This is a genomic window from Symploca atlantica LB2515 (assembly GCF_052546295.1).
The window spans coordinates 5,041,812-5,063,037 of sequence record NZ_JBQWMT010000001.1 but is presented as its reverse complement, the minus strand read 5'-3'; the positions used below and the strand labels follow the sequence as shown (position 1 = coordinate 5,063,037).

Below are 21,226 nucleotides of genomic sequence, written 5' to 3'. Positions count from 1 at the left end.
AGTTGTTCTGCTAAAAGCGATCGCATTTTCTCTTAATCAACACTCGCTTCTTAATTGAAGTGGGTGTTATTTTTTAGGTAAGAATTGCTTAGCTAGGGTGCGATCGCTTTTAGTTGTAGACAATAATTTATTAAATCAAGCTAATGTCCCACATTTCTCGGCGTCAGTTTTGCCTCTTCACTGGAGCTACTCTGGCAAGTTTGGGCTTGGGTCAGTTTAAGATTAAACGACAGGCTCAAAACTACGGTAAGGTTTTAGCTCAAAGTACTCCTTGTAAACTGGCTTTACTTGTTGGCATCAACCAATATTCATCTCAACCTTTACGAGGATGCCTTAATGATCTAGAGTTGCAACGTTATCTCCTGATTCACCGTTTTGGTTTTAATCCCCAAGATATTTATACCCTGACGGATGAACAAGCTACTCGCCAGGGTATTTTAGAGGCATTTGAAGAACATTTAATTAAGCAAGCCAAGCCGGAGGATGTGGTAGTTTATCACTACTCAGGTCATGGTTCGCGGGTACTGGATCCTGAACCGATTATTTTTGAGCCTGGTCAAGAAGATAACTTAAATGGCACGTTTGTTCCCGTTGATAGTTCCTTACCTACTGGCTATCCAGAACAAAGCGGTACTGTTGAAGACATTATGGGACATACTTTGTTTCTGTTGATGTCTGCCTTGCCGAGCGAAAATTTTACCGCAGTTCTGGATAGTTGTTTCTCTGGTGCTGCTACGAGAAAGTTTACAGTAAGGGCGCGAGATGGTGGCAGTAAGGTGCTAATTTCTCCCCAGGAAAAAGAGTACCAAGAAAAGTGGTTATCGCGGCTAGGTTGGTCTAGAGAAGAATTTGTTAGCAGGTATCGCCAAGGTGTGGCTAAAGGCGTTGTCTTGGCAGCAACTGACCCCACTCAATATGCAATTGATGCATCTTTAAATGGCTTCTATGCTGGAGCTTTTACTTACTTATTAACCTCTTATCTCTGGCAAGAAGATGCTACACCAGAAAGTGCGATCGCTTATGCAGTAAAACAGATACCTGAAGAATTTAACCAAACACCGACCTATGAAGTCAATGTAGGGAGTAATTACGAAGATCAGCCCATGTATTTTCTGGGTAGTCCTAGTTCAGAAGCTAATGCAGTGATTACTGAGGTAAAAGGCGATCGCGCAGAGGTTTGGTTAGGTGGTGTAGATTTAGCCACAGTTGATCAGGGTACGGTGTTTAGTACTGTGGATGGTTCTGGCCAGCTAAGATTTGTCTCTCGTGATGGTTTGGTGGGAGAGGTGGTAGTTGAAGGGAAGGTGGAACCAGGAACGTTGTTGCGGAAGGAAAATTAAGCTTGGCGTGTGGGTAGTTGGCATCAATATTTAGCGTTGAGATAAGGCAGGAGGAAAGATAATTTTAGCCTTTTTACGATAGTGCGAGCGTCTCGCTCGCGTCAATCGAGTTCTCGCTTTTCACCATTCATCCAAGATGACTATATGATACAAACTACTGCCAAAACCATGAGCCTAGATGAGTTTCTGGATTGGTATCCAGACGGCTATGGTCGCTTTGAGCTTCATAATGGAGTGGTCGTAGAAATGCAACCAACTGGCACTCATGAAAGGGTTGCTGGATTTCTTGCTCTTAAATTAGGAGTAGAGATTGAACGTTTAGCACTTCCTTACTTGATTCCTCGGCAATGTATTATTAAGCCGATTGATTCTGAGCAATCAGGTTTTATTCCTGATATTGCTGTTTTAGATGAAAGGGGGCTTGATGCTGAACCAATGTGGAGAAAGCGTTCCACTATTACTAAAGGGGAGACAGTGCGGCTGGTGATTGAAGTAGTCAGCACTAACTGGCAAGATGACTACCTGATTAAGTTAGCGGAATATGAAAAGCTGGGTATTTCAGAGTACTTGATTGTTGATTATTTGGGCTTAGGAGGTAGGCGCTATATTGGTAATCCCAAGCAACCAACTATCTCTGTTTATCAGTTTATTGATGGTGAGTATATGTTTAGGCAGTATAGGGAGAGTCAACGTATTGAGTTGCGAACTTTTCCAGAGTTGAAGCTGACTGCTGAACAGGTTTTTGCTCAGGGAATATAGTTATAGCAGTTCTCTCTCATGTGAGGTGGAGTGAGACCCCCTAAATCCCCCTTATCAAGGGGGACTTGAAGCTTAAGAACATACCTCACAAGACTAGGAAACGCTGTATAAGCTGTTCGTCATTTAAACGCGATTGCCAATAATTGCGAAATCCTTGTAGTGCGACCATCTTGGTCGCGACTTATACCCAATTTAAATGCGTGACAGCTTAGCAGTTTTTATAAGAAGTCTAATAAGATGGTTCTACAAATTAAGTCCAGCCAACAAAAACCAACTGTCACTTGGAATCCCTTACCAGCAGACTTTACTTTACCTGATGATCCTGTGGAAAATCTTCAGCAACCTCTTCTTGCAGCAGCTTTAACTGATGCTTTAGGGGCGAGAGGTTATATTCAGCCAGAGATGCTGATTGGTTCTAACTTTGGTTTAGTCGCCACAGTTAATAAAGAAGTTGTTGTTAAGGCACCTGACTGGTTTTATGTTTCTCAAGTAAATCCAGTTGAAGCTAATATAATTCTTCGTAATAATGCTCCTTATTTAGAAGGTAAACCTGTGGCTGTGGTGATGGAATTTCTCTCAGACACAGAAGGTGGAGAACTATCTGTACGTTCGACTCCTCCCTATGGCAAGTTATATTTCTATGAGCAAATCCTGCAAGTTCCTACTTATGTTACCTACGATCCCTATGAACTAAGTATTGAAGTGCGCCGCTTAGAGGAAGGGAAATATGTTTTACAAGCAGCAGATGGGAACCAACGCTGGTGGATTCCGGAATTAGAGTTATTTTTGGGAATCTGGCAGGGGGAAAGATTAGGGCATAATATCCATTGGTTGAGGTGGTGGGATTTGGAAGGTAATTTGTTGTTGTGGAGTAGTGAGCAAGCTCAACAGGAACATCAAAGGGCGGAACAGGAGCGTCAAAGGGCGGAAAAGTTAGCTGCTAAATTGCGTGAGTTAGGAGTTGAGCCTGATAGTTTTTAAGCCCACTGAGATTTTTTGCCATTCTCTGTAAGTCCAATAAACCGCCAAGAAATCAATTTCTTGGCTAATAGCTTAAGTCGGTTTAAACCGACTGAAATTCTTATCTAAGCTGTTGTGCATTTAAATTGGTTATAGTGCATTTAACTTGGTTTTAATGCATTTAAATTGGGTATGAGTAGCGACCAAGATGGTCGCACTACAAGGATTTCTCAATTATTAATAATCAAGGGTTTAGTTATGGGTAGCGACCAAGATGGTCGCACTACAAGGATTTCTCAATTATTAATAATCAAGGGTTTAGTACTCTTGAGAGGACTTTCGCTATTAGCTAAGGGTTTGAACCCTTGGCGGGTTTAAAGGATAAAACAATCTGTCTGCGTAATTTCAACTTAAATCGGTGAAGTAAATAATAGGTAGGAGTAATTAGAGTAGACGCGAGAGAAGCTAGTTGCAGCTATGAACCAAATCATTGCAGGCAAATCAACTCCAAGTAAATTACTTTTGGGGTTGAGTCGTTCTAGTCTGAGTTTATTGGTTAGCCTTCTCTTCTTACCTGTGGGGGAAGGTATGCTTTATCCTTACCTGATAGGGTAATTGCCCAGACACAACAACAACAAGCAGCAACTGAACAAGAGGCAATTCGTGCTGCTGCACAGCGATTATTGGCAGAGGGACTACAACTTTATAAGCAGGGTACAGCAGAATCTCGGCGGCAGGCAATTGTTAAATGGGAAGAGGCACTTCCACTTTTTCAGAGAGTGGGGTACAAAGAAGCGGAAGCTATCACACTGACTTCCATCGGTAGAGTCTACTCAGATTTAGGACAAAAGCAAAAAGCCTTGGAGTACTATAACCAATCCTTACCTTTGAGTCAGGCTACTGGGGACAAGACACAGGAAGCCGTTACCCTCAATAATATCGGTCTTGTGTACTCTGCATTAGGAGAAAAGCAAAAAGCCTTAGATTACTACCACCAATCCTTACCTTTGAGTCAGGCTACTGGGGACAAGACACAGGAAGCCGTTACCCTCAATAATATCGGTCTTGTGTACTCTGCATTAGGAGAAAAGCAAAAAGCCTTAGATTACTACCACCAATCCTTACCTTTGAGTCAGGCTACTGGGGACAAGGCAAAGGAAGCCGTTAGCCTCAATAATATCGGTCGTGTGTACGATGATTTAGGTCAAAAGCAAACAGCCTTAGAGTACTACAACCAATCCTTACCTTTGAGTCGGGCAACTGGGGACAAGGCACAGGAAGCCGTTACCCTCAATAATATCGGTCTTGTGTACGACGCTTTAGGAGAAAAGCAAAAAGCCTTAGATTACTACAACCAATCCTTACCTTTGAGTCAGGTGGTGGAGGACAAGACAGGGGAAGCTGTTACCCTCCATAATATCGGTGCTGTGTACTATGCTTTAGGAGAAAAGCAAAAAGCCTTGGAGTACTACCACCAATCCTTACCTTTGAGACGGGCAACTGGGGACAAGGCAGGAGAAGCCACTACCCTCAATAATATCGGTGCTGTGTACTCCGCTTTAGGAGAAAAGCAAAAAGCCTTAGAGTACTACAACCAATCCTTACCTTTGAGTCGGGCAACTGGGGACAAGGCAGGGGAAGCCGTTACCCTCAGTAACATTGTCGGATTGAACGCACCCAAGGCAACCTCAACGAAGCCTTAACTCAAATTAAAACAGCCATCAATATTATTGAAGACCTCCGCACCCAAATTGGCAGCCAAGAACTCCGCGCCTCCTACTTCGCCCAAAAACAGGGTTACTACCAGTTCTACATAGACCTACTGATGGAACTGCACCAGCAAAACCCCACTCAAGGATACGATGCCCAAGCCCTCCACGCCTCAGAACGAGTACGTCGCCGCAGTCTGGTTGAACTCCTTGCCGAAGCTAATGCCGATATCCGTCAAGGAGTAGACCCAGAATTACTAGAAAAAGAAAGCAATATCCAACAAAAACTTAACGCCCAAGAATACCAAAGACACCAATTAGTCAGCAACGGTCAATATACCAACAAACAACTCGACCCAATTAAACAAGAAATTAACACCCTCCTCGACCAACTCCAACAAATTAAAGCCGAAATTCGTATTAAAAGCCCTGGTTATGCTGCCCTAAAATATCCCGAACCCCTCACCCTGCCAGAAATTCAACAACAAGTTCTTGATGAAGAAACTCTACTATTACAATATTCCCTAGGTGAAGAACGCAGCTTTCTTTGGGCAGTAACTCAGACAGGTATTAATAGTTACGAACTACCCCCACAAGCTGAAATTGAAGCCGCAGCTAAAGAATTGAGGGGACTTCTGCAATCAGAAAATAGCGAGGTGATTAATTCTGAAGCAGCCAAAAAATTAAGCCAGATGCTGTTAGCACCTGTAGCGGAACAATTAAATGGGCAAAGATTGTTGGTGGTGGGTGATGGTATTTTGCAGACGATTCCTTTTGCCGTGTTGCCAATACCTGGTAAGACCTCTCCACTATTAGTTAACCACGAAATTGTCACCTTACCTTCAGCAACTGCGATCGCAGTTTCCCGCCGTGACTTGAAAAACCGTACTCCCGCACCTAAAACTCTAGCAGTACTCGCCGACCCAGTTTTTCAGCAAAATGACCCCCGTTTCCAGGAAGATTATACCCAGTCCCCGCTAGCCAAATCTCCATCTTCAACCTCAGACAAAGTAAGACAATTCGCTGTAGAAATAGGTGTTACCCTAAACCGCCTTGAGTACAGTAGCCAAGAAGCAAAAACCATTCTCGCCCTAGTACCAGAAAATCAGCAAACCCAGGCTCTGGGATTTGATGCTTCTCGCCTCACAGCCACCAGTTCAGATTTATCTCAATATCAAATTGTCCACCTTGCCACCCACGGATTACTCAATACAGAAAAGCCAGAATTATCGGGTTTAGTACTCTCTTTATTCAACCAAGAAGGCAAAGAAGAAGACGGCTTTCTGCGTCTCCACGATATTTACAACCTAAATTTACCTGCCGAATTAGTTGTCCTCAGCGCCTGCGAAACTGGATTAGGTCAAGAGGTGAAAGGAGAAGGATTGGTCGGCTTGACGAGAGGCTTTATGTATGCAGGTGCTAAGGGAGTTGCTGTTAGTTTGTGGAGTGTTAATGATGCCGGGACAGCTATATTTATGGAGAAATATTACCAGAAAATGCTGCAAGAAGGACTAACTTCTGTGGCGGCAATGAGGGCTGCACAGTTGGAAATGTGGCAAACTGAGCAGTGGAGTTCTCCTTATTATTGGTCGGCTTTTGTCGTGCAGGGAGAGTGGAGAGAATAAGTAATAAGCATGCCCTTGAGTGGAGCGAAGGGTAATAAGCATGCCCTTGAGCGGAGCGAAGGGTAATAAGTAATAAGACCAGTGAAATGCTTGTCTGAAAGGTTGAGTGGATGATTGTTTACATGGGGGATTGCAAAAGTATGAAATTAATTTAAGTCAGCGACGGATCGATATATACACTGAGATAAATGTGATTATAAAAAAGACAGTATTTTGCGAGAATTATAAATCTATCTTCCCGCAAACATAGTGACTATTCTATAAGTAAGTATTGGATAAATCTCAAATAAAATCATACCTAGTATTAAGGCATTAAAAAGATTAAACCACTTGAATTTAAAGCGAAAAATATTAATCCGCGGATGATGATGGGCGTGTACGGTTAACACTGATGCTATAAAGAACATGAAGGGCAGAAATTGCGCCAAGACAAATCTGCTACCACTGGCAATGGGAATATACCAAGCATAAAGCAGCAAATAAGCGATTAAGTAGCTTAGGGTAAACGAGATCAAGAAACAATGCTTTTTAGCAATTGCCCAACTGCTGCGAAAGTTTAAACAGGTAATAATTAAAGCCATTGCCAGGTAAATAGCGGCATATTTGAAGTATCCGTAAGACTGACTAGTAACCGAATATATTTTGTCTAGTCCATTCAAAAACCGCTCGAATATTTGCCCAGTTGTGTGTTCTTGTAAATATTTTTGGGGACTCGGAATTAAGTCCGTGGGCATTTCTGGTACCAGCCTTTTCCATCGCCATAAAGTCTGGTTCCCTGCTTGGCTTCTTGCCAAGAGTCATACCACATATAAAAAGTGGAATTGACATTATAAAAATAATGTCCAAAGAATCTATTACTATTACTGATATAGGGATAAATCGTAACTGTAAAACATAAAATAACTAAAATTAAGCTTAGCAAATTAGAAACTAAGTAGCCTTTTGCTTCAGCTAAAATATTGGATAAATCTCTTTTCTTTGTTTGGAGATGAGTACAAAATAAATAAATTTCTTTGCCTAAGAAAAATAGAATAAATAGCAATAAACCAGGTAATATTGATGCTTTAGTAAGATGAGTTAAGCCAATTACAGCTCCACTGATAATTCCTAATTGCCATGAAGGTCTAATTAGCAGTTTGTACATTAGTAAAAAGCTACAAAAGTTCAAGAAGTAAAATAACAACTCAACTTGAACGTAGGCGGCTCTAAAAATAAATACGGTAAAAGTAGCAATTAACCAAAGATTAACAGCAAGACGCAGGGGAAAACTAGCCGCTAGAAGTAAAAATAGTGCAGGTAAAATTGCTGCTGATAAAGCAATATTAAAATATTTACCTCGAGTAAAGTACTCATTCTCGCTGAAATCAGGGTCGTATATTAGTGATAGTAAGAAGGGATAAACTGGCATACGGTTGCGTCCACCAGTGTAGTTATAGTCAGTTTCGTACATATTCTGTGCATAGCTCAGATAAGCACTCTGATCAATCTTGTCTCGATCTAAGTTGACTCGCCTCGAATGCTCTAAGGCACCATAGCAGTATAAAGAAATAAACAGCACGGCAAGCCCAGCAAAGCAAATTTTTTGGAAATATTGAATTCGATTTAATTTCATTGCCCAATATATAGCAATTCTAGATACATTGTGAAAACGCCATGTTTTATCTCTATCTATTTGTGTCAATCTGTGGTCAATGTTTCTCAGAAGTCATTAAAAAACCCTATAAATAAGCAGATTAATTAACTAAAATTATTGCCCAAAGATTAGTCAAAAAATATTATATTTTAAGATGCAATAAATAGCTCTAAATCCATCTTTCCAGTTGACTTTCTTGCCATCTTGGTAGGTACGACCGTAGTAAGAAATTCCTACTTCGTAAATGCGGCAGTGTTTTTTAGCAACTTTCGCCGTAATTTCCGGTTCAAATCCAAAGCGATTTTCCTCAATTTTGATTGATTGGATAATTTCCCGACGAAAAGCTTTGTAGCAAGTTTCCATATCAGTAAGATTGATATTGGTAAACATGTTAGACAAAGTTGTGAGGAACTTGTTACCTACTAGATGCCAGTAATAGAGAACACGATGGGCATTGCCCCCGGCAAATCTTGAGCCATAAACTACATCAGCTTTGTTTTCTAAGATTGGCTTAATCAGCAGAGGATATTCTTGGGGGTCATATTCAAGATCCGCATCTTGAATAATAATAATATCTCCCGTTGCAGCATTAATTCCTGTACGTAGTGCGGCACCCTTACCACAATTACGAGCATGATAAATAACTCTATTAACTTGTGGTTCAATGACAGACTGCAAAACCTGCCTTGTGCCATCTGTTGAGCAGTCGTCAATAATAATAATTTCCACTTCACTAATGGGAGATGCCTTGACGGCTTGAACAACATCCTCAATAGTTTTTACTTCGTTGAAACAAGGAATGATAATACTTATTTTCACAAAACAAGCAGTTTAAAAAAGGATTAAAAGTACTGATTATTGTTAAGAAACTATAGGTTAGAACTAAGTAAACAAACAGATAGAAAATCCTTAATTTTGTTCCATGGCAGTAAAGCATAGCATTAAACCCCACTTAAGGCAGATTAATCGGCGGTACGGAGTCTCTGGAAAGCAATTTCATGTAAAAATTTGTTACAAAAAACGCTTCCTTGCGCAAAAGGAAAGCTTTACTCTGAAAAATATCTAGCAACTCAAAATCAAAAAATTTTGTAGTTGGCTCCAGAAAACCTGGAAAAATGGTAATACCCGCGCCACTTTCCCGGAAATTCCAACCTTGGGACTTGCAATGCGGGATTTTTTAGGGTGAATGGTCATGTTAGGAGTTCAGGGACATAATTCAGTACCACGAAAATAGTTCCCCAATCCTTGCGGAGATCCTAAACCTCTTGAGGCTATCTCAAACAGATGCTACGGAGGCTTCCCAACTAACTCAAGCCTTTGAAGCCCGTGAATTTCAACTAGGCGATACTCTATATAGTTACAACCCACTCCATCTAGCAGACAATTCTGCCACAGAGGAAAACGATAACTTAGGCTTATATCTAATTTGCCAAGGTCGGGTTCGCTTGTTAGGCTTAGAAAAATCTGGAAGCAGAGAAGTTTCGGCAATGGTGCTGGAGGCTGGAGAAAGCTTCGGTACTGAGACTTTATTTGCCGATATTCCCTCCCTCAGACAAGCGATCGCAGCTAGTGATACTCAAGTTGCCTGGATTCCCCTAACTCAACTCCAGTCTTGGTTAGAAAGATTACCCAACCTACAAGAGTACCTGCGGCAAACTGCCCTAACTCGACAACGCCTGATTTTCTTTAAAACCTCAACTGACTGGCGACGCTTACCCGCAGCCCAACTACAAGAAGTTTTACCCTATTTAAGAGAAACCACGATTTCTGCTGGCGAAGCATTAGTTGCCTCCTCTGCATCAGGACGCTTTTGGCTGTGTAGTGGCGAAATTAGTCAAGGTGAACAAACAAGCGCCCCCAGTATAGGAGAAAGTTGGGGCTATCCCCATGCCACACCAGCCGAGTGGATTGCTCAAACCGATTTGTTAGTTTACCAACTTCCCCAAGAACATTGGCAAGCTGTAGAGAATGCCGGAATCTCCTTTGATTCCCCCTCCAGCAACAGCCACCATTCTCCTCAAGACAAGACAAGGGTTGTTGCCAAAGTCCGCACAGCCCCAGCACTGCGATCGCGGTCGCCCGCCAGCGAACCTCAAGCACCACCACCGCCTAACTCCCCAGCCGAAAGCGTAGTTTTTCCTAAACCATCCAAGCAGGGTTATCGAGTACGCAGCTTTTGGCAACGCTATCCTTTCATTCAACAACAAAGTGCCGCAGATTGTGGAGCCGCTAGCTTAGCGATGATTAGCCGCTACTGGGGCAAAACCTTCAGCCTTAACTACCTGCGGAATCTCGCCAATGTCGTAGGTGCTGGTGCTTCTCTCAAAAGCTTAGCTAATGGTGCCGAAAGTTTAGGATTTCAGGCACGACCCGTTAGGGCTTCTTTAAGCCGCTTGGTGGAGCAGAAAAACCCCTGGATTGCTCACTGGCAAGGCGATCACTATGTAGTGGTTTATCGAGTTAAAGGCGATCGCGTCCTGATGGCTGATCCTGGAGTCGGCAAGCGATTAGTAACGCGCCAAGAATTTCTCGCTGGTTGGACTGGCTATGCCTTACTCTTAGACCCCACCGAGCGCCTAGAAGCCGTACCTAACCAAAAAACTCCCTCCGCAGCTTTTTAGGGGTAATTTGGTACCGCTCCCTGGTGGTGCAAATTATCTTTGCCTCTTTGTTGATTCAGGTTTTTGGTCTGATTACTCCCCTGTTTACTCAGATCATTCTTGACCGAGTGGTGGTTAATAAAAGCTTCGTCACCCTTCATGTCTTTGCCATCGGTTTAGTACTGTTTGGAGTGTGGCGTATTGGCTTGATGGCAATTCGTCAATACCTGCTAGATTACTTTGCTAATCGTTTAGACCTCACCCTAATTAGCGGCTTTATTAGCCATGCTCTCAAGTTACCGTTGAGTTTCTTTGAATTGCGCCATGTAGGAGATATTATTACCCGCGTTCAAGAAAACCAAAAGATTCAAAGATTTCTTACCCGCCAAGCGATTACTACCTGGCTAGATTCCTTGATGGCGATTGTTTACATCGGGTTGATGGCTTATTACAACTGGCGTCTTACTTTGCTGGTAGTGGGACTAATTCCCCCTATCGCCATTTTGACCGTGGTGGCAAGTCCCTTCCTGCGGGGGATATCACGGCAAATCTTTAACAAAGAAGCTGAGCAAAATTCCTCCCTAGTAGAAATGATGACGGGGGTTGCTACAGTTAAAGCGGCGGCGGCTGAAGCAGATTTGCGTTGGCGTTGGGAAGATCGTTTAACGGCAACACTCAATTCAAGATTTCGCGGTCAAAAACTGGCTAATGGTTTGCAATCAACTGGTAGCTTAATTAATATCTTAGGTACGACAGCTCTGTTATGGTACGGGGCGATACTGGTGATTGAGGATCAACTTACCATTGGTCAGTTTGTAGCTTTTAATATGCTTATTGGTAATGTGATCAACCCAGTTCTATCTTTGGTAGGTCTTTGGGATCAGTTGCAGGAAGTAATGGTTTCTGTGGAACGACTTAATGATGTACTCTCCCAGACTCCAGAAGAAACTCCCGAAACACCATTGATGGTTCTACCTAAGTTACGGGGCGATGTAAAGTTTGAAAATGTCACCTTTCGCTACGATCAAGAAGGGGAGCGTAATATCCTGGAGAACCTTAATTTTGAGGTAAACTCAGGGCAAACTATCGCTATTGTTGGTCGCAGTGGTTCTGGTAAAAGTACTTTGGTGAAACTATTGCAGAGCCTATATTACGCGACTAGTACGCATCCTGGTGGATGGACACGATATTCGCCACGTTTCTCCCTCAAGTTTGCGTCGCCAATTGGGAGTAGTACCCCAGGAATGTTTCTTGTTTTCTGGGACTATCTTAGAAAATATTACTCTCTACTCCGATGAGTTTAATTTGGAGAAAGTGACCGAAGTTGCCAAGCTAGCAGAAGCTCATGCTTTTATTCAAGAATTACCCTTAGGATATAACACCAAAGTCGGTGAGCGAGGTTCTAATCTCTCTGGAGGACAAAGACAAAGAATTGCGATCGCTCGTGCTTTGTTGGGAGAACCGCGCATCTTAGTTCTGGATGAAGCAACTAGTTCCCTAGATACAGAATCAGAACGCAGATTTCAGCAGAATTTAACGCGCATCAGCCGCGATCGCACTACCTTTATCATTGCTCACCGACTCTCAACCGTTCGCAATGCTGACTGCATTTTGGTACTAGACAAAGGTATTCTAGTTGAGCGTGGTAATCATGAAGAACTAATGGCACTACAAGGGATTTACTACCATCTCGCCCAACAACAATTAGATCTTTAAGTAGTTAAGTCTAGTTCATATACCCTTAACTCCGTTCAAGGGTATATTTATTACCCTTCGCTCCGCTCAAGGGCATGCTTATTACCCTTCGCTCCGCTCAAGGGCATGCTTATTACTTCAAGCCAAACTATGCACAGCATTCTTTAGGAAAATTAGTATTACGTCCTCTTAGTCATTACTATAGTCAGCAGCATCGGTGCGATCGCTTGAATTGGTAAAACCTTTTTTGCCGCCCCTAGGTTAATCGCTTCTTGAGGCATACCAAACACAACAGAAGTAGTTTCATCTTGAGCAATTGTCAAGCCACCAGCTTGGGCAATCTCCAACATTCCCGGTGCGCCATCTCTACCCATTCCTGTTAACAAAATACCGACTGTTGACTTACCATAAAAGTTAGCTACCGACTTAAAAGTTACTGTTACCGAAGGGCGATGTCCTTCCCACGGCTCGGAATTAGGGCAAATAAATCTACCTCTAGCATCTAACTCTAAATGCCGGTGTTCTGGAGGAAAATAAATCCTTCCTGGTTTTGGTTGATCTCCTTGTCGAGCAATCTGAATTGGCAGCCGACAACTACTAGCTAACCAATCGATTAATCCCTGCAAAAAGCCAAGACTAATATGTTGCACGCAAATTATTGGTACAGGAAAATTAGCTGGTAGTTTGGTAAACAGTTCCTGTAGAGCTTGTGGCCCACCTGTAGAGGCACCTATGACTACTATTTTAGTTCTGGGGTAGGAATCAGTAGTTAAAGAAGAAAGATTTCCTATTTCTATGAGAGTTGCTGGAGCAAGAGGCTTGCGTTTTTTCTTAAATACCCTTACCCCAGCTAGTATTTTAATCTTATTAATTAGCTCTTGCCTGAGCAACTGATCTTGTATTGACATCCCGGCAGTTGGCTTAGGAAAAATATCCACCGCCCCTGCATTTAAAAGCTGAAAAACTTTATGTTGATCATCTTTTTGCACCGAAATGCTAACTACCAGAATTGGTATAGGATAGAGAGCCATGACCTCAGATGTAAATTCTAGACCATCCATGTGAGGCATGTGAAAGTCTGTACAAATGACATCTGGCTGCACTTGAGGAATTAACTTCAAAGCTTCTAAACCAGTACTAGCTTCTCCGACTACTTTAATCTCCGGTGATGACTCCAGAATTCTTTTGAGAACTACTAAAACAAGTGGGGAATCTTCAACTAACAAAACTCGAATGGTCATTGGTGTTTATCAATTATTGGTATTGAGTTAAGGTCGCTTCCTCATAATTTAATTTAGCAATATTTCTTAACTATTAGTAAACTTAAATCAATCTAGTCATCCTAGATTAATCATCTATTTAATTTTGTCTGTGTACATCGGCGGTAATTTTTTCACGAATAATTAAAGAGTGCTTTGACAATTAAATAAGTCCTGCCAATATTTCCAAAAGAGCCTGTTGATTAAACTTCCCTTTAACAACGTAAGCACTAGCTCCAGCTTCAGCACCTCTTTTCTTATCTTCATCACTAGAAAGTGTGGTAACTAAAATTATGGGTAAATGACTATACTCTGAGTGCTGGCGAATTTTTCTTGTCAGGGATAACCCATCAATATGGGGCATTTCTACATCAGATACCACCGCATCAAATTCACGATTTTTAAGTTGTTCATAGCCATCTAATCCATCTACAGCTACTACTACTTCGTAGCCGGCTCTTTCCAAGAGCCTTTTTTCTTGAGTACGCACGAAGACGGAATCTTCTACTAAAAGAATCACGGATTTCCTGGTAACTACTTCCTTTCGTTTAACGGCAACTAAACTTCTAGTTGGCTGCTGCAACGATTTCAGCAAGTCCGATGGGTTCAGAATCGTGCAAACTTCTCCGGTGGGTAGAATAGTTGCTCCCGTGACATTACGCACCCGCTTTAATAACTGACTCTGAGGCTTGATTGCTACCTCTTGAGTATCAAAAAGCCGATCTACAAAAAATCCCGATTGTTCTTTGCCTACCTTAAGCAGGATAGTAGTTCGTAGATTACTTTGTGGTTGCTCATATTTGGCAACAGAGTCATAAGCAGGAGAGTTAGAAAGTTCTAGTAAATCTGCCAAGTTTGCTACAGGAATATCTTGCTCATCAAAAGTAATAATTTCTCTACCTTCGCTAGTCAAAATCTGCTCTTGAGAAACCATTAAAGTTGTTTGCACAAATTCAATTGGTAGAGCATGAATAATACCCTGAACTTCTAAGATTAGTACATTGGCGGTTGCCAGGTTTGTCGGTAGTTGTATGCGGAAGGCGCATCCTTGACCAAAGGTTGATTCAATCTCAATATTGCCTTTAAGTTGTTCAACATTGGTACGTACAACATCTAACCCGACACCTCTGCCGGAAATTTCTGTAATAAAAGTTCGGGTTGAGAAACCAGAAGCAAAAATTAGAGCGTGAATTTGGCTAGTAGTCATCGTCTCTAGCTCTTCTGGGCTGTAGAGTCCCCGCTTAATGGCAGTTTGCTTAATTTTTTCGCTGTCTAGCCCTTGCCCATCATCGGCTACTTCTATAAAAATTTTGTTATCCGCTTGATAACCTCTGAGCCAAATGTTAGCAACTGGAGATTTACCGAGTCTTTCTCGTTCGGCGGGAGTCTCAACACCATGATCAATGGCATTGCGAAGCAGATGCATCAAGGAGTCTTTAATCTCTTCTAGGATCAGTTTATCAGCGGTGGTTTCTCCTCCTTCAACGATTAACTCCACCTGTTTTGATTGTTGTCTAGCTAAATCCCTCACCATGCGAGGAAACAAACCAAAGGTAGTAGATAGAGGTAAAAGCCTTAGAGTACGAATGTTTTCTCTTAATTCCCCAGCAATGACATCTAGTTTCGTGCTGTTTTCCTGAGCTGAACTTCTTAGGGAGTCGATCAGGTTTTCTAGACGCTCCTCGTAGGGATTTTTACTTAAGGAGGTAGATTTAAGGCGTCGCTCCCGGCGCTGGAAAGCTTTCCACTCTTCCCAGAGAGTTGCCATTGCCTCCATCTCAGTAGTAGCCTGGGCGATGCGGATTTTAGTCAGTGTTAATTCCTCAGCTTGCCTAATCAAAACATCAAGCTGACGCGTGGAAACGCGAATAGAATCAATACGGTAAGCTTCATCAACTCCTAGAGGAGAAGATATCTCTTGAGTTGGTGGTGCGGCGGGAAGCGAGAGAACTCCTGTTGGCGAGAGTCGTGGTTCTTCGAGTTCTGTTGATTCGGCAAAGACTCCCCTTAATTGCTCAAGTACTTGAGCTGTTTCAACCCCACTTGCTTGACCGGTAATCGCTTCCTGAACCAAAATACCAATAGTATCTAATCCTTGATAAAGGCGATCGCTAACATCTAAAGTGAAAGAAATTTCTTGGCGTTTGAGGCTACTAAGAATCTCTTCAAAAGCATGGGTGAGAGTCTCTACGGTTTCTATACCAACACTTCTGGAATCACCCTTGAGGCTGTGGGCTTCCCGCAGTAACTTTTCTATCGTAATTTCGTCAAATGGATGTTTTTCTAGATGTAGTAAACCAGCTTCAAGTTTCTGTAAGCGTTCTTCAGTGGTAAGTTTATAAATCTCTCGCAGTTCTTCTTCTATATAGTTTGGTGCCGCAGCAGGAACATTGCCTTCTTCCGGAGAGGCTTTAAATTCTGGGTTCGGCGAATCAAAGACTGCCATCAACAGCTCAAGCACTTGTGCTGTCTCAATGCCACTCGGTTGACCACTAACGGCTTCTTCCACTAGTAAGCTAATGGCATCGATTGCTTGATAAAGAGAACCGCTTACCTCAGGAGTAAAAACTAGCTCTTGGCGTTGGAGGCTGCCGAGAATCTCTTCCACAGCATGGCTAAGGGTTTCGACGTTTTCTGTGCCAACACTTCTAGAATCCCCTTTGAGGCTGTGGGCTTCCCGTAGCAAATCTTCTAATATGGCTTCATCCAGTGGCTGCTCTTCTAAATGCAGCAAACCAGCGGCCAGTTGCTGTAATCTATCTTCGCTAGCAGTTTTATAAAGATTACGGAGTTCTTCGTCTTCTATATAAGTTAGTGCAACTAGGGACGCATTGCCATTGCTTGCTGAGATTAGGGCAGGTATCGTAGATTGACTGTCTTGATCAACTGATACTTGAGAGATCAAATCCTCTTCTAAATCTGCTGCCGACTCCGGTGCTGGCGGCTCAGAAAAAACTGCCATTAACTGCTCAAACACCTGCGCTGTCTCAATGCCACTCGGTTGACCACTAACGGCTTCTTCTACTAGTAAGCCAATGGCATCGATTGCTTGATAAAGACAAGCACTCACCTGGAGATTGAAAACTAGCTCCTGTTGTTTGAGACAGCCGAGAATCTTTTCGACGGCGTGGCTAAGGGTTTCAACATTTTCTGTGCCAACACTTCTAGAATCCCCTTTGAGGCTATGGGCTTCCCGCAGCAAATCCTCTAAGGTGGTTTCGTCGAGTGGGTGTTTTTCTAGATGCAGCAAACCAGTTGTTAGTTGCTGCAATCTTTCTTCACTGGTAATTTTATACAGGTTCCGGAGTTCTTCGTCTTCTATTATCATCATTGGTTATACCAAGTTGCCATCAAAGGTATTACTCCCCTTATCTCCGGTAAATCCTTACTCTACCTGCTCTAAAACAGGCAAATGACTATTTCTGTGAAAGCAACTTACCTGAGTTCGACATCACCCTCAAATAATTGAGCTTTTCTTCTCAACTAAAGCCTCGATTCCCTTCTGGCGTTGAGTAATGTCTGATATCGAACTCAGGTAACTGGGTATTAGTTAAAACATCACCATGAAGATGTTTAGGTAATCTCGCTGCCCGTAGACTGATACAGCGTTGCTCAACCAAACTTTTGTGGGAATTTTGGGTAGGGTAGTAAGACTTACTAGTTAGTTAAACCATCCGCTTAAGAGTTAGGGCAGCATCTTTGAGTTGCTGAGTACCCAACTTAGTTTGATGGATGCCAGTGGCAGTTTCTTTGGAACCTTTGTTAATGGTGTCCATTGCTTCAACGACTTGCTGCATGGCATCTACTTGCTGCTTAAGATTCAGCGAGATTTGCTGGTTGTTCAAAACCACATTGTTAACCGCATCTGCTACCCCAGAGAAGGCTTGATCTGTTTTTTTGGCAATTTGTACTCCTGTCTTCACTGTCTTGGTTCCTTCTTCCGTCACCATTACTGTGGAATTAATCGCGTTTTGGATTTCAAAAACCAAGTTACTAATCTTTTCGGCTGATTTTTGACTCTGATCTGCCAGTTTACGAATCTCATTAGCCACCACGGAAAAGCCTTTGCCATGTTCTCCAGCGCGGACGGCTTCAACTGATGAATTGAGAGCTAACATATTTGTCTGGTTTGCTAAGTCAGAAACTAGCTGAGAGATGTTACCAATTTGATTGGCTTGCTCACTTAGATGCACAATTTGTTCGGCAATCGCCCCCACTTTCTGTTCTAGGTTGAACATTCCTTCTAGGGTTTCTCCCACTGCTTTAGTTCCACCTTCTGCCATCTGAAGTACTTGCTGCGCCGACATAGCAGCTGCTCTAGCTTGCTCTGCGGCTTGTCGGCAAGAAGCTTCGAGTTCATCCATGGTAGTCGTGGTTTCGCTGACTGAAGCAGCCTGCTGACTTGCTACGCGTTCTTGCTGTTCCAGGGTGGAGAAAATTTGTTGACTAGAGGTGGAGATACCGCTAACTACTTGTTTAATCAGATTTACCAGTTGGCGTCCCCGGAAAATTCCCAACGGTAGCACCGTCGCCAAAGAAACCAGAATAATTAGACCTGCAACCAGTTTAAACGAATTAACCGAGCCAAAAATAGCCTTCTTTTCGATTTGATCGATAATCACTAAGAATTGCTGCGTCTCTGGAGCAAGATTAACTCTCTGATAGGCGACGATTCCAGTAAGTCCTTGATCGATGAGCCCTTGCTCAGTGTTGAGAATTTTATCAGCAATGTTGGCTGGATAATCTTTATCTAATTTCTCTTCTTTCTTGAGGTCAAATCCCCACTCTTTTTCAGCATTGGGATGGGCAATGTAATAGCCATCCTGATTAATTAGTAACTTCTCTTCTCCACTCCCTACATTCTCTTCTTTGAAAGGTTTGATGAACTCATTGGCAAAGACATTGGCGATGACAATTCCTTTTTTGTTGCCGGATGAGTTAAAAATTGGTGTACCGTAACGAACTACTGGTTTATAAGGCTCCTCGATGGCACCCCGTTCTTGATTCAGGTTCACCGGTGAGATATAAATTCCCTCAGGAGACAATTCTATTGTCTCGCTAAAATACGGTCTATCTGCCTTATTTTGTAGTTCTGCTTCGGGAATGACTTTGACATTCGTGCCGTCCGAGTCTACCCGCACGATTTCCTGACCTTTTTCGTCCAAATATCGAAGCTGCATGTATTGCGGCTTCACCTCCATCAAGCCAGAAAAGATGCTTTGTAACTGCTTAATCCAGGCGTTATTTTCTCCTTCAGCTTGGATAATACCTTGAATTTGGGGAGTCTTGCTCAAGAATAAAACGTCATTACTGATACCTTTTAAAAAGTCTGTAATTTCGTCAGCATTATTGGCTACTTGATTTTCAAGTTTGGCTATATTTAAGTCTGCTAAGGCTTTGGTGGAAGAGTAAATCCCATAAGAACCCACAATGGAAATAGGAATAATCGTGCTTAAGAGTAACAACAACAAAAGCTGATTTTGGATTTTTCGGAAAAACTGTGTAAACATACTTGTTTATCTATTAGTAGATAATGGGACTGTAATGTGCAACTAATACGATGTTGCTTTTTGTTTTAAGTAATTAGGAATAGCGGGAGAAAATATTTAACCCCAAACCTGTATAACTTAAAGCTGGAGAGGAAGACCAAATTACTGCGTAGGGAATTTCATTAACTATTGTCCAGCCAATCTGAAAGTATAGTGCTAGCACTACTGTGATAATGGCTCTATCTACAAATAAGTAAATAGATAACTAACTAGACAATCTGCTCAGATAAAAGCAGGCAAAACTATTCCTGTCTAAGGAAGCTTTGAGAGGGAAGTATCTGCCTAGGGCTATTGCTGGGCTAATTATTTATAAAATTTACCCTGAACTTATATGCTAGTCATCGTTACGGTTAGTTATTTAGGCTTAGTTGACTAACAGAACTAACAAAAGTACCTAACTAGTCATTATGGACTCAATCAGTAAAATTTTGTTCTGTGAAGGGTAGAAGCAGCTAGTGATCAATGCATCCAGTTGAACAGCAAGACAGATGTGCGACTTAGAGTCTTGCCTACTTTACAGCATACTTTCAGTTTGCTAACATCAGCAAGAGTCTACATCAAAATTTATTGCTTTTTTTTTGGGGAATTAATTAATTGTTGCAAGAGAAAAACATGAGCTTTTGGGAAGCATTTTCTTCATTAAATCTTATCACTAATATCCTTAAAATTTCCTGATTTTTTTTTATAAGAGCGTATATAGAATGACACTGATCATTAAGCCAAGCAGTAGTTGTTTAACTAGCTCCTCAATCTTAATCTCAGCAACCGTTAGACCAAAACCAAGCTTTTATCTATTCATAAAGGCAGCACTATTTCAAATTGTGATGCATGACAATAGCAACTCTGACTGAACAATTAAACAACCTTAATCAAAGAGGTAATGATGGAGAGCTAATTCTCAGCAATCAAGACTTTGCTTTGACTCTTCATATTTACCGTGGCAAGTTGCTCTATGCTACCAACAGCATACATCGTGTAAGGCGCTGGACTAGAGCATTACAACAGCACTGCTCTACCTGGAAATGGGGTGTTGAGTCCTCCCATTTGTTAGATAATCAGTTCCGGGAATGCGGGCTTTTAGAGCAAGGAATCAGCCAGCAGCAATTGAGTCTGATTCGAGCCAAGTTAGTGATTCGTAATATTGTCCAGGAATGTTTTTTTGAGCTAAGTAGCTATACAAACTTGAACAGCGAATGGAAAGACAACCAAAAAGAGATCTCAATTTCTTGTCAAACCGCCGCCTTATCTTCTCAGGAAATACGCTCAGTTCTCTATAGAACAACACAAATGCATCAACAATGGCAAGCTGCTGGTTTAGCTCACCTCAGCCCAATCCTCTCACCAACTATTAAAGCAGGAACACAGTCTCAAGCGCTCCCGGTTTTAGGCAAATATCTTAACGGTAATTTGACTCTCTGGGATATTGCTTTGCACTTAGAAAAATCGGTAACAGAGGTTACTCGTTCTTTACTACCTTTGGTTGAGAAAAACTTACTTGAATTTAAAGAAATTCCAGATTTGCCAGCAACAACTGTAGAACAGCCAGTTGTAGAAACGCATCGCCTATCGGAAGTACAGCCTTTAATTGCCTGTATAGACGACAGTCCCGTGTTAGCTCATACACTCAAAAAAATCTTAATACCAGCTGGATATCAAATGTTAAGTATTCCAGAGCCTATGCGAGGTTTCACTCAACTTATTGAAAACAAGCCTGATTTAATCTTGCTAGACTTGCTTTTGCCCAATGCCAATGGCTATAGCATCTGCAAATTTCTGCGAGACACTCCCGCCTTTGAGAAGACGCCAATTATTATTCTGACGGCCAAAAATACCCTAGTTGACCGAGCTCGTGCCAGGATGTCTGGTGCAACCGAGTTTTTAGGCAAGCCTCCAGAACCCCAAGAATTGCTGCAAATGCTTCGGAGATATCTTGGACAATAAATTTGCTGGAAATCAGATTACCAACCATTATTAGAGGTTACTTTTTTCCCGATTGAAGAGACACCGGGATTTATTACCAATAAAAAATGGAAAACGGAATCTTTATCTCATTTTCCATTTCCCATTATTAGTAGCTCAGAAGTGAATAATTTCAGA

The 21,226-nt window shown here is 42.1% G+C and carries 12 protein-coding genes and 2 pseudogenes; 7 read left to right on the top strand and 7 right to left on the bottom strand.

Annotation, left to right across the window (positions count from 1 at the left end; translation table 11 throughout):
• Positions 1-143 precede the first annotated feature (143 nt).
• The 5 genes and pseudogenes from ACT7WV_RS21080 to ACT7WV_RS21060 form a co-directional block, all read left to right on the top strand.
• Positions 144-1,340 (top strand): caspase family protein, encoded by a 1,197-nt coding sequence (locus ACT7WV_RS21080; RefSeq protein ID WP_445104766.1) that lies wholly within the window; start codon positions 144-146, stop codon positions 1,338-1,340.
• Between the two features lie 144 nt (positions 1,341-1,484).
• Complete coding sequence (locus ACT7WV_RS21075) at positions 1,485-2,099, top strand: Uma2 family endonuclease (protein ID WP_445105702.1); 615 nt, start codon at positions 1,485-1,487, stop codon at positions 2,097-2,099.
• Between the two features lie 237 nt (positions 2,100-2,336).
• Positions 2,337-3,080 carry a Uma2 family endonuclease gene (locus ACT7WV_RS21070; RefSeq protein ID WP_445104765.1) on the top strand — a complete coding sequence of 248 codons (744 nt, stop codon included), beginning with the start codon at positions 2,337-2,339 and terminating at the stop codon, positions 3,078-3,080.
• A gap of 171 nt (positions 3,081-3,251) precedes the next feature.
• Entirely contained in the window at positions 3,252-3,437 is a 186-nt protein-coding gene (locus tag ACT7WV_RS21065; protein WP_445104764.1) for a hypothetical protein, read from the top strand.
• Between the two features lie 371 nt (positions 3,438-3,808).
• A pseudogene (locus ACT7WV_RS21060) lies at positions 3,809-6,393 on the top strand (tetratricopeptide repeat protein); the annotation flags it as partial.
• 230 nt (positions 6,394-6,623) lie between these two features.
• On the opposite strand, the gene ACT7WV_RS21055 reads toward ACT7WV_RS21060, so the two are convergent.
• The 3 genes from ACT7WV_RS21055 to ACT7WV_RS21045 form a co-directional block, all read right to left on the bottom strand.
• Positions 6,624-7,127, bottom strand: a complete 504-nt coding sequence (locus tag ACT7WV_RS21055) for a hypothetical protein (RefSeq protein WP_445104763.1) — start codon at positions 7,125-7,127, stop codon at positions 6,624-6,626.
• Positions 7,112-8,074, bottom strand: coding sequence for a hypothetical protein (locus tag ACT7WV_RS21050; protein ID WP_445104762.1), 963 nt, complete (start codon positions 8,072-8,074; stop codon positions 7,112-7,114). The genes ACT7WV_RS21055 and ACT7WV_RS21050 overlap by 16 nt, the downstream gene beginning before the upstream one ends.
• Before the next feature lie 84 nt (positions 8,075-8,158).
• Complete coding sequence (locus tag ACT7WV_RS21045) at positions 8,159-8,845, bottom strand: glycosyltransferase family 2 protein (protein ID WP_445104761.1); 687 nt, start codon at positions 8,843-8,845, stop codon at positions 8,159-8,161.
• 434 nt (positions 8,846-9,279) lie between these two features.
• Between ACT7WV_RS21045 and ACT7WV_RS25920 the strand changes: the two are divergent.
• Positions 9,280-12,342 (top strand): annotated as a pseudogene (locus tag ACT7WV_RS25920) (peptidase domain-containing ABC transporter).
• A gap of 158 nt (positions 12,343-12,500) precedes the next feature.
• Here the strand turns inward: ACT7WV_RS25920 and cheB are convergent.
• The 4 genes from cheB to ACT7WV_RS21010 all read right to left on the bottom strand — a co-directional run bounded on the left by cheB (position 12,501) and on the right by ACT7WV_RS21010 (position 19,292).
• On the bottom strand, positions 12,501-13,562 hold the full coding sequence (gene cheB, locus ACT7WV_RS21025) for a chemotaxis-specific protein-glutamate methyltransferase CheB (protein WP_445104757.1): 1,062 nt from the start codon (positions 13,560-13,562) through the stop codon (positions 12,501-12,503).
• Positions 13,563-13,743: 181 nt separating this feature from the next.
• A complete protein-coding gene (locus ACT7WV_RS21020; protein WP_445104756.1) occupies positions 13,744-16,911 on the bottom strand; it encodes a hybrid sensor histidine kinase/response regulator in 3,168 nt (1,055 codons plus the stop codon).
• 334 nt (positions 16,912-17,245) lie between these two features.
• Positions 17,246-19,090 carry a methyl-accepting chemotaxis protein gene (locus ACT7WV_RS21015; RefSeq protein ID WP_445104755.1) on the bottom strand — a complete coding sequence of 615 codons (1,845 nt, stop codon included), beginning with the start codon at positions 19,088-19,090 and terminating at the stop codon, positions 17,246-17,248.
• A 73-nt stretch (positions 19,091-19,163) separates the two neighbouring features.
• Positions 19,164-19,292 carry a hypothetical protein gene (locus ACT7WV_RS21010; protein ID WP_445104754.1) on the bottom strand — a complete coding sequence of 43 codons (129 nt, stop codon included), beginning with the start codon at positions 19,290-19,292 and terminating at the stop codon, positions 19,164-19,166.
• A 665-nt stretch (positions 19,293-19,957) separates the two neighbouring features.
• Here ACT7WV_RS21010 and ACT7WV_RS21005 point away from each other — a divergent pair.
• Positions 19,958-21,070 carry a response regulator gene (locus tag ACT7WV_RS21005; RefSeq protein WP_445104753.1) on the top strand — a complete coding sequence of 371 codons (1,113 nt, stop codon included), beginning with the start codon at positions 19,958-19,960 and terminating at the stop codon, positions 21,068-21,070.
• Positions 21,071-21,226: the final 156 nt, after the last annotated feature.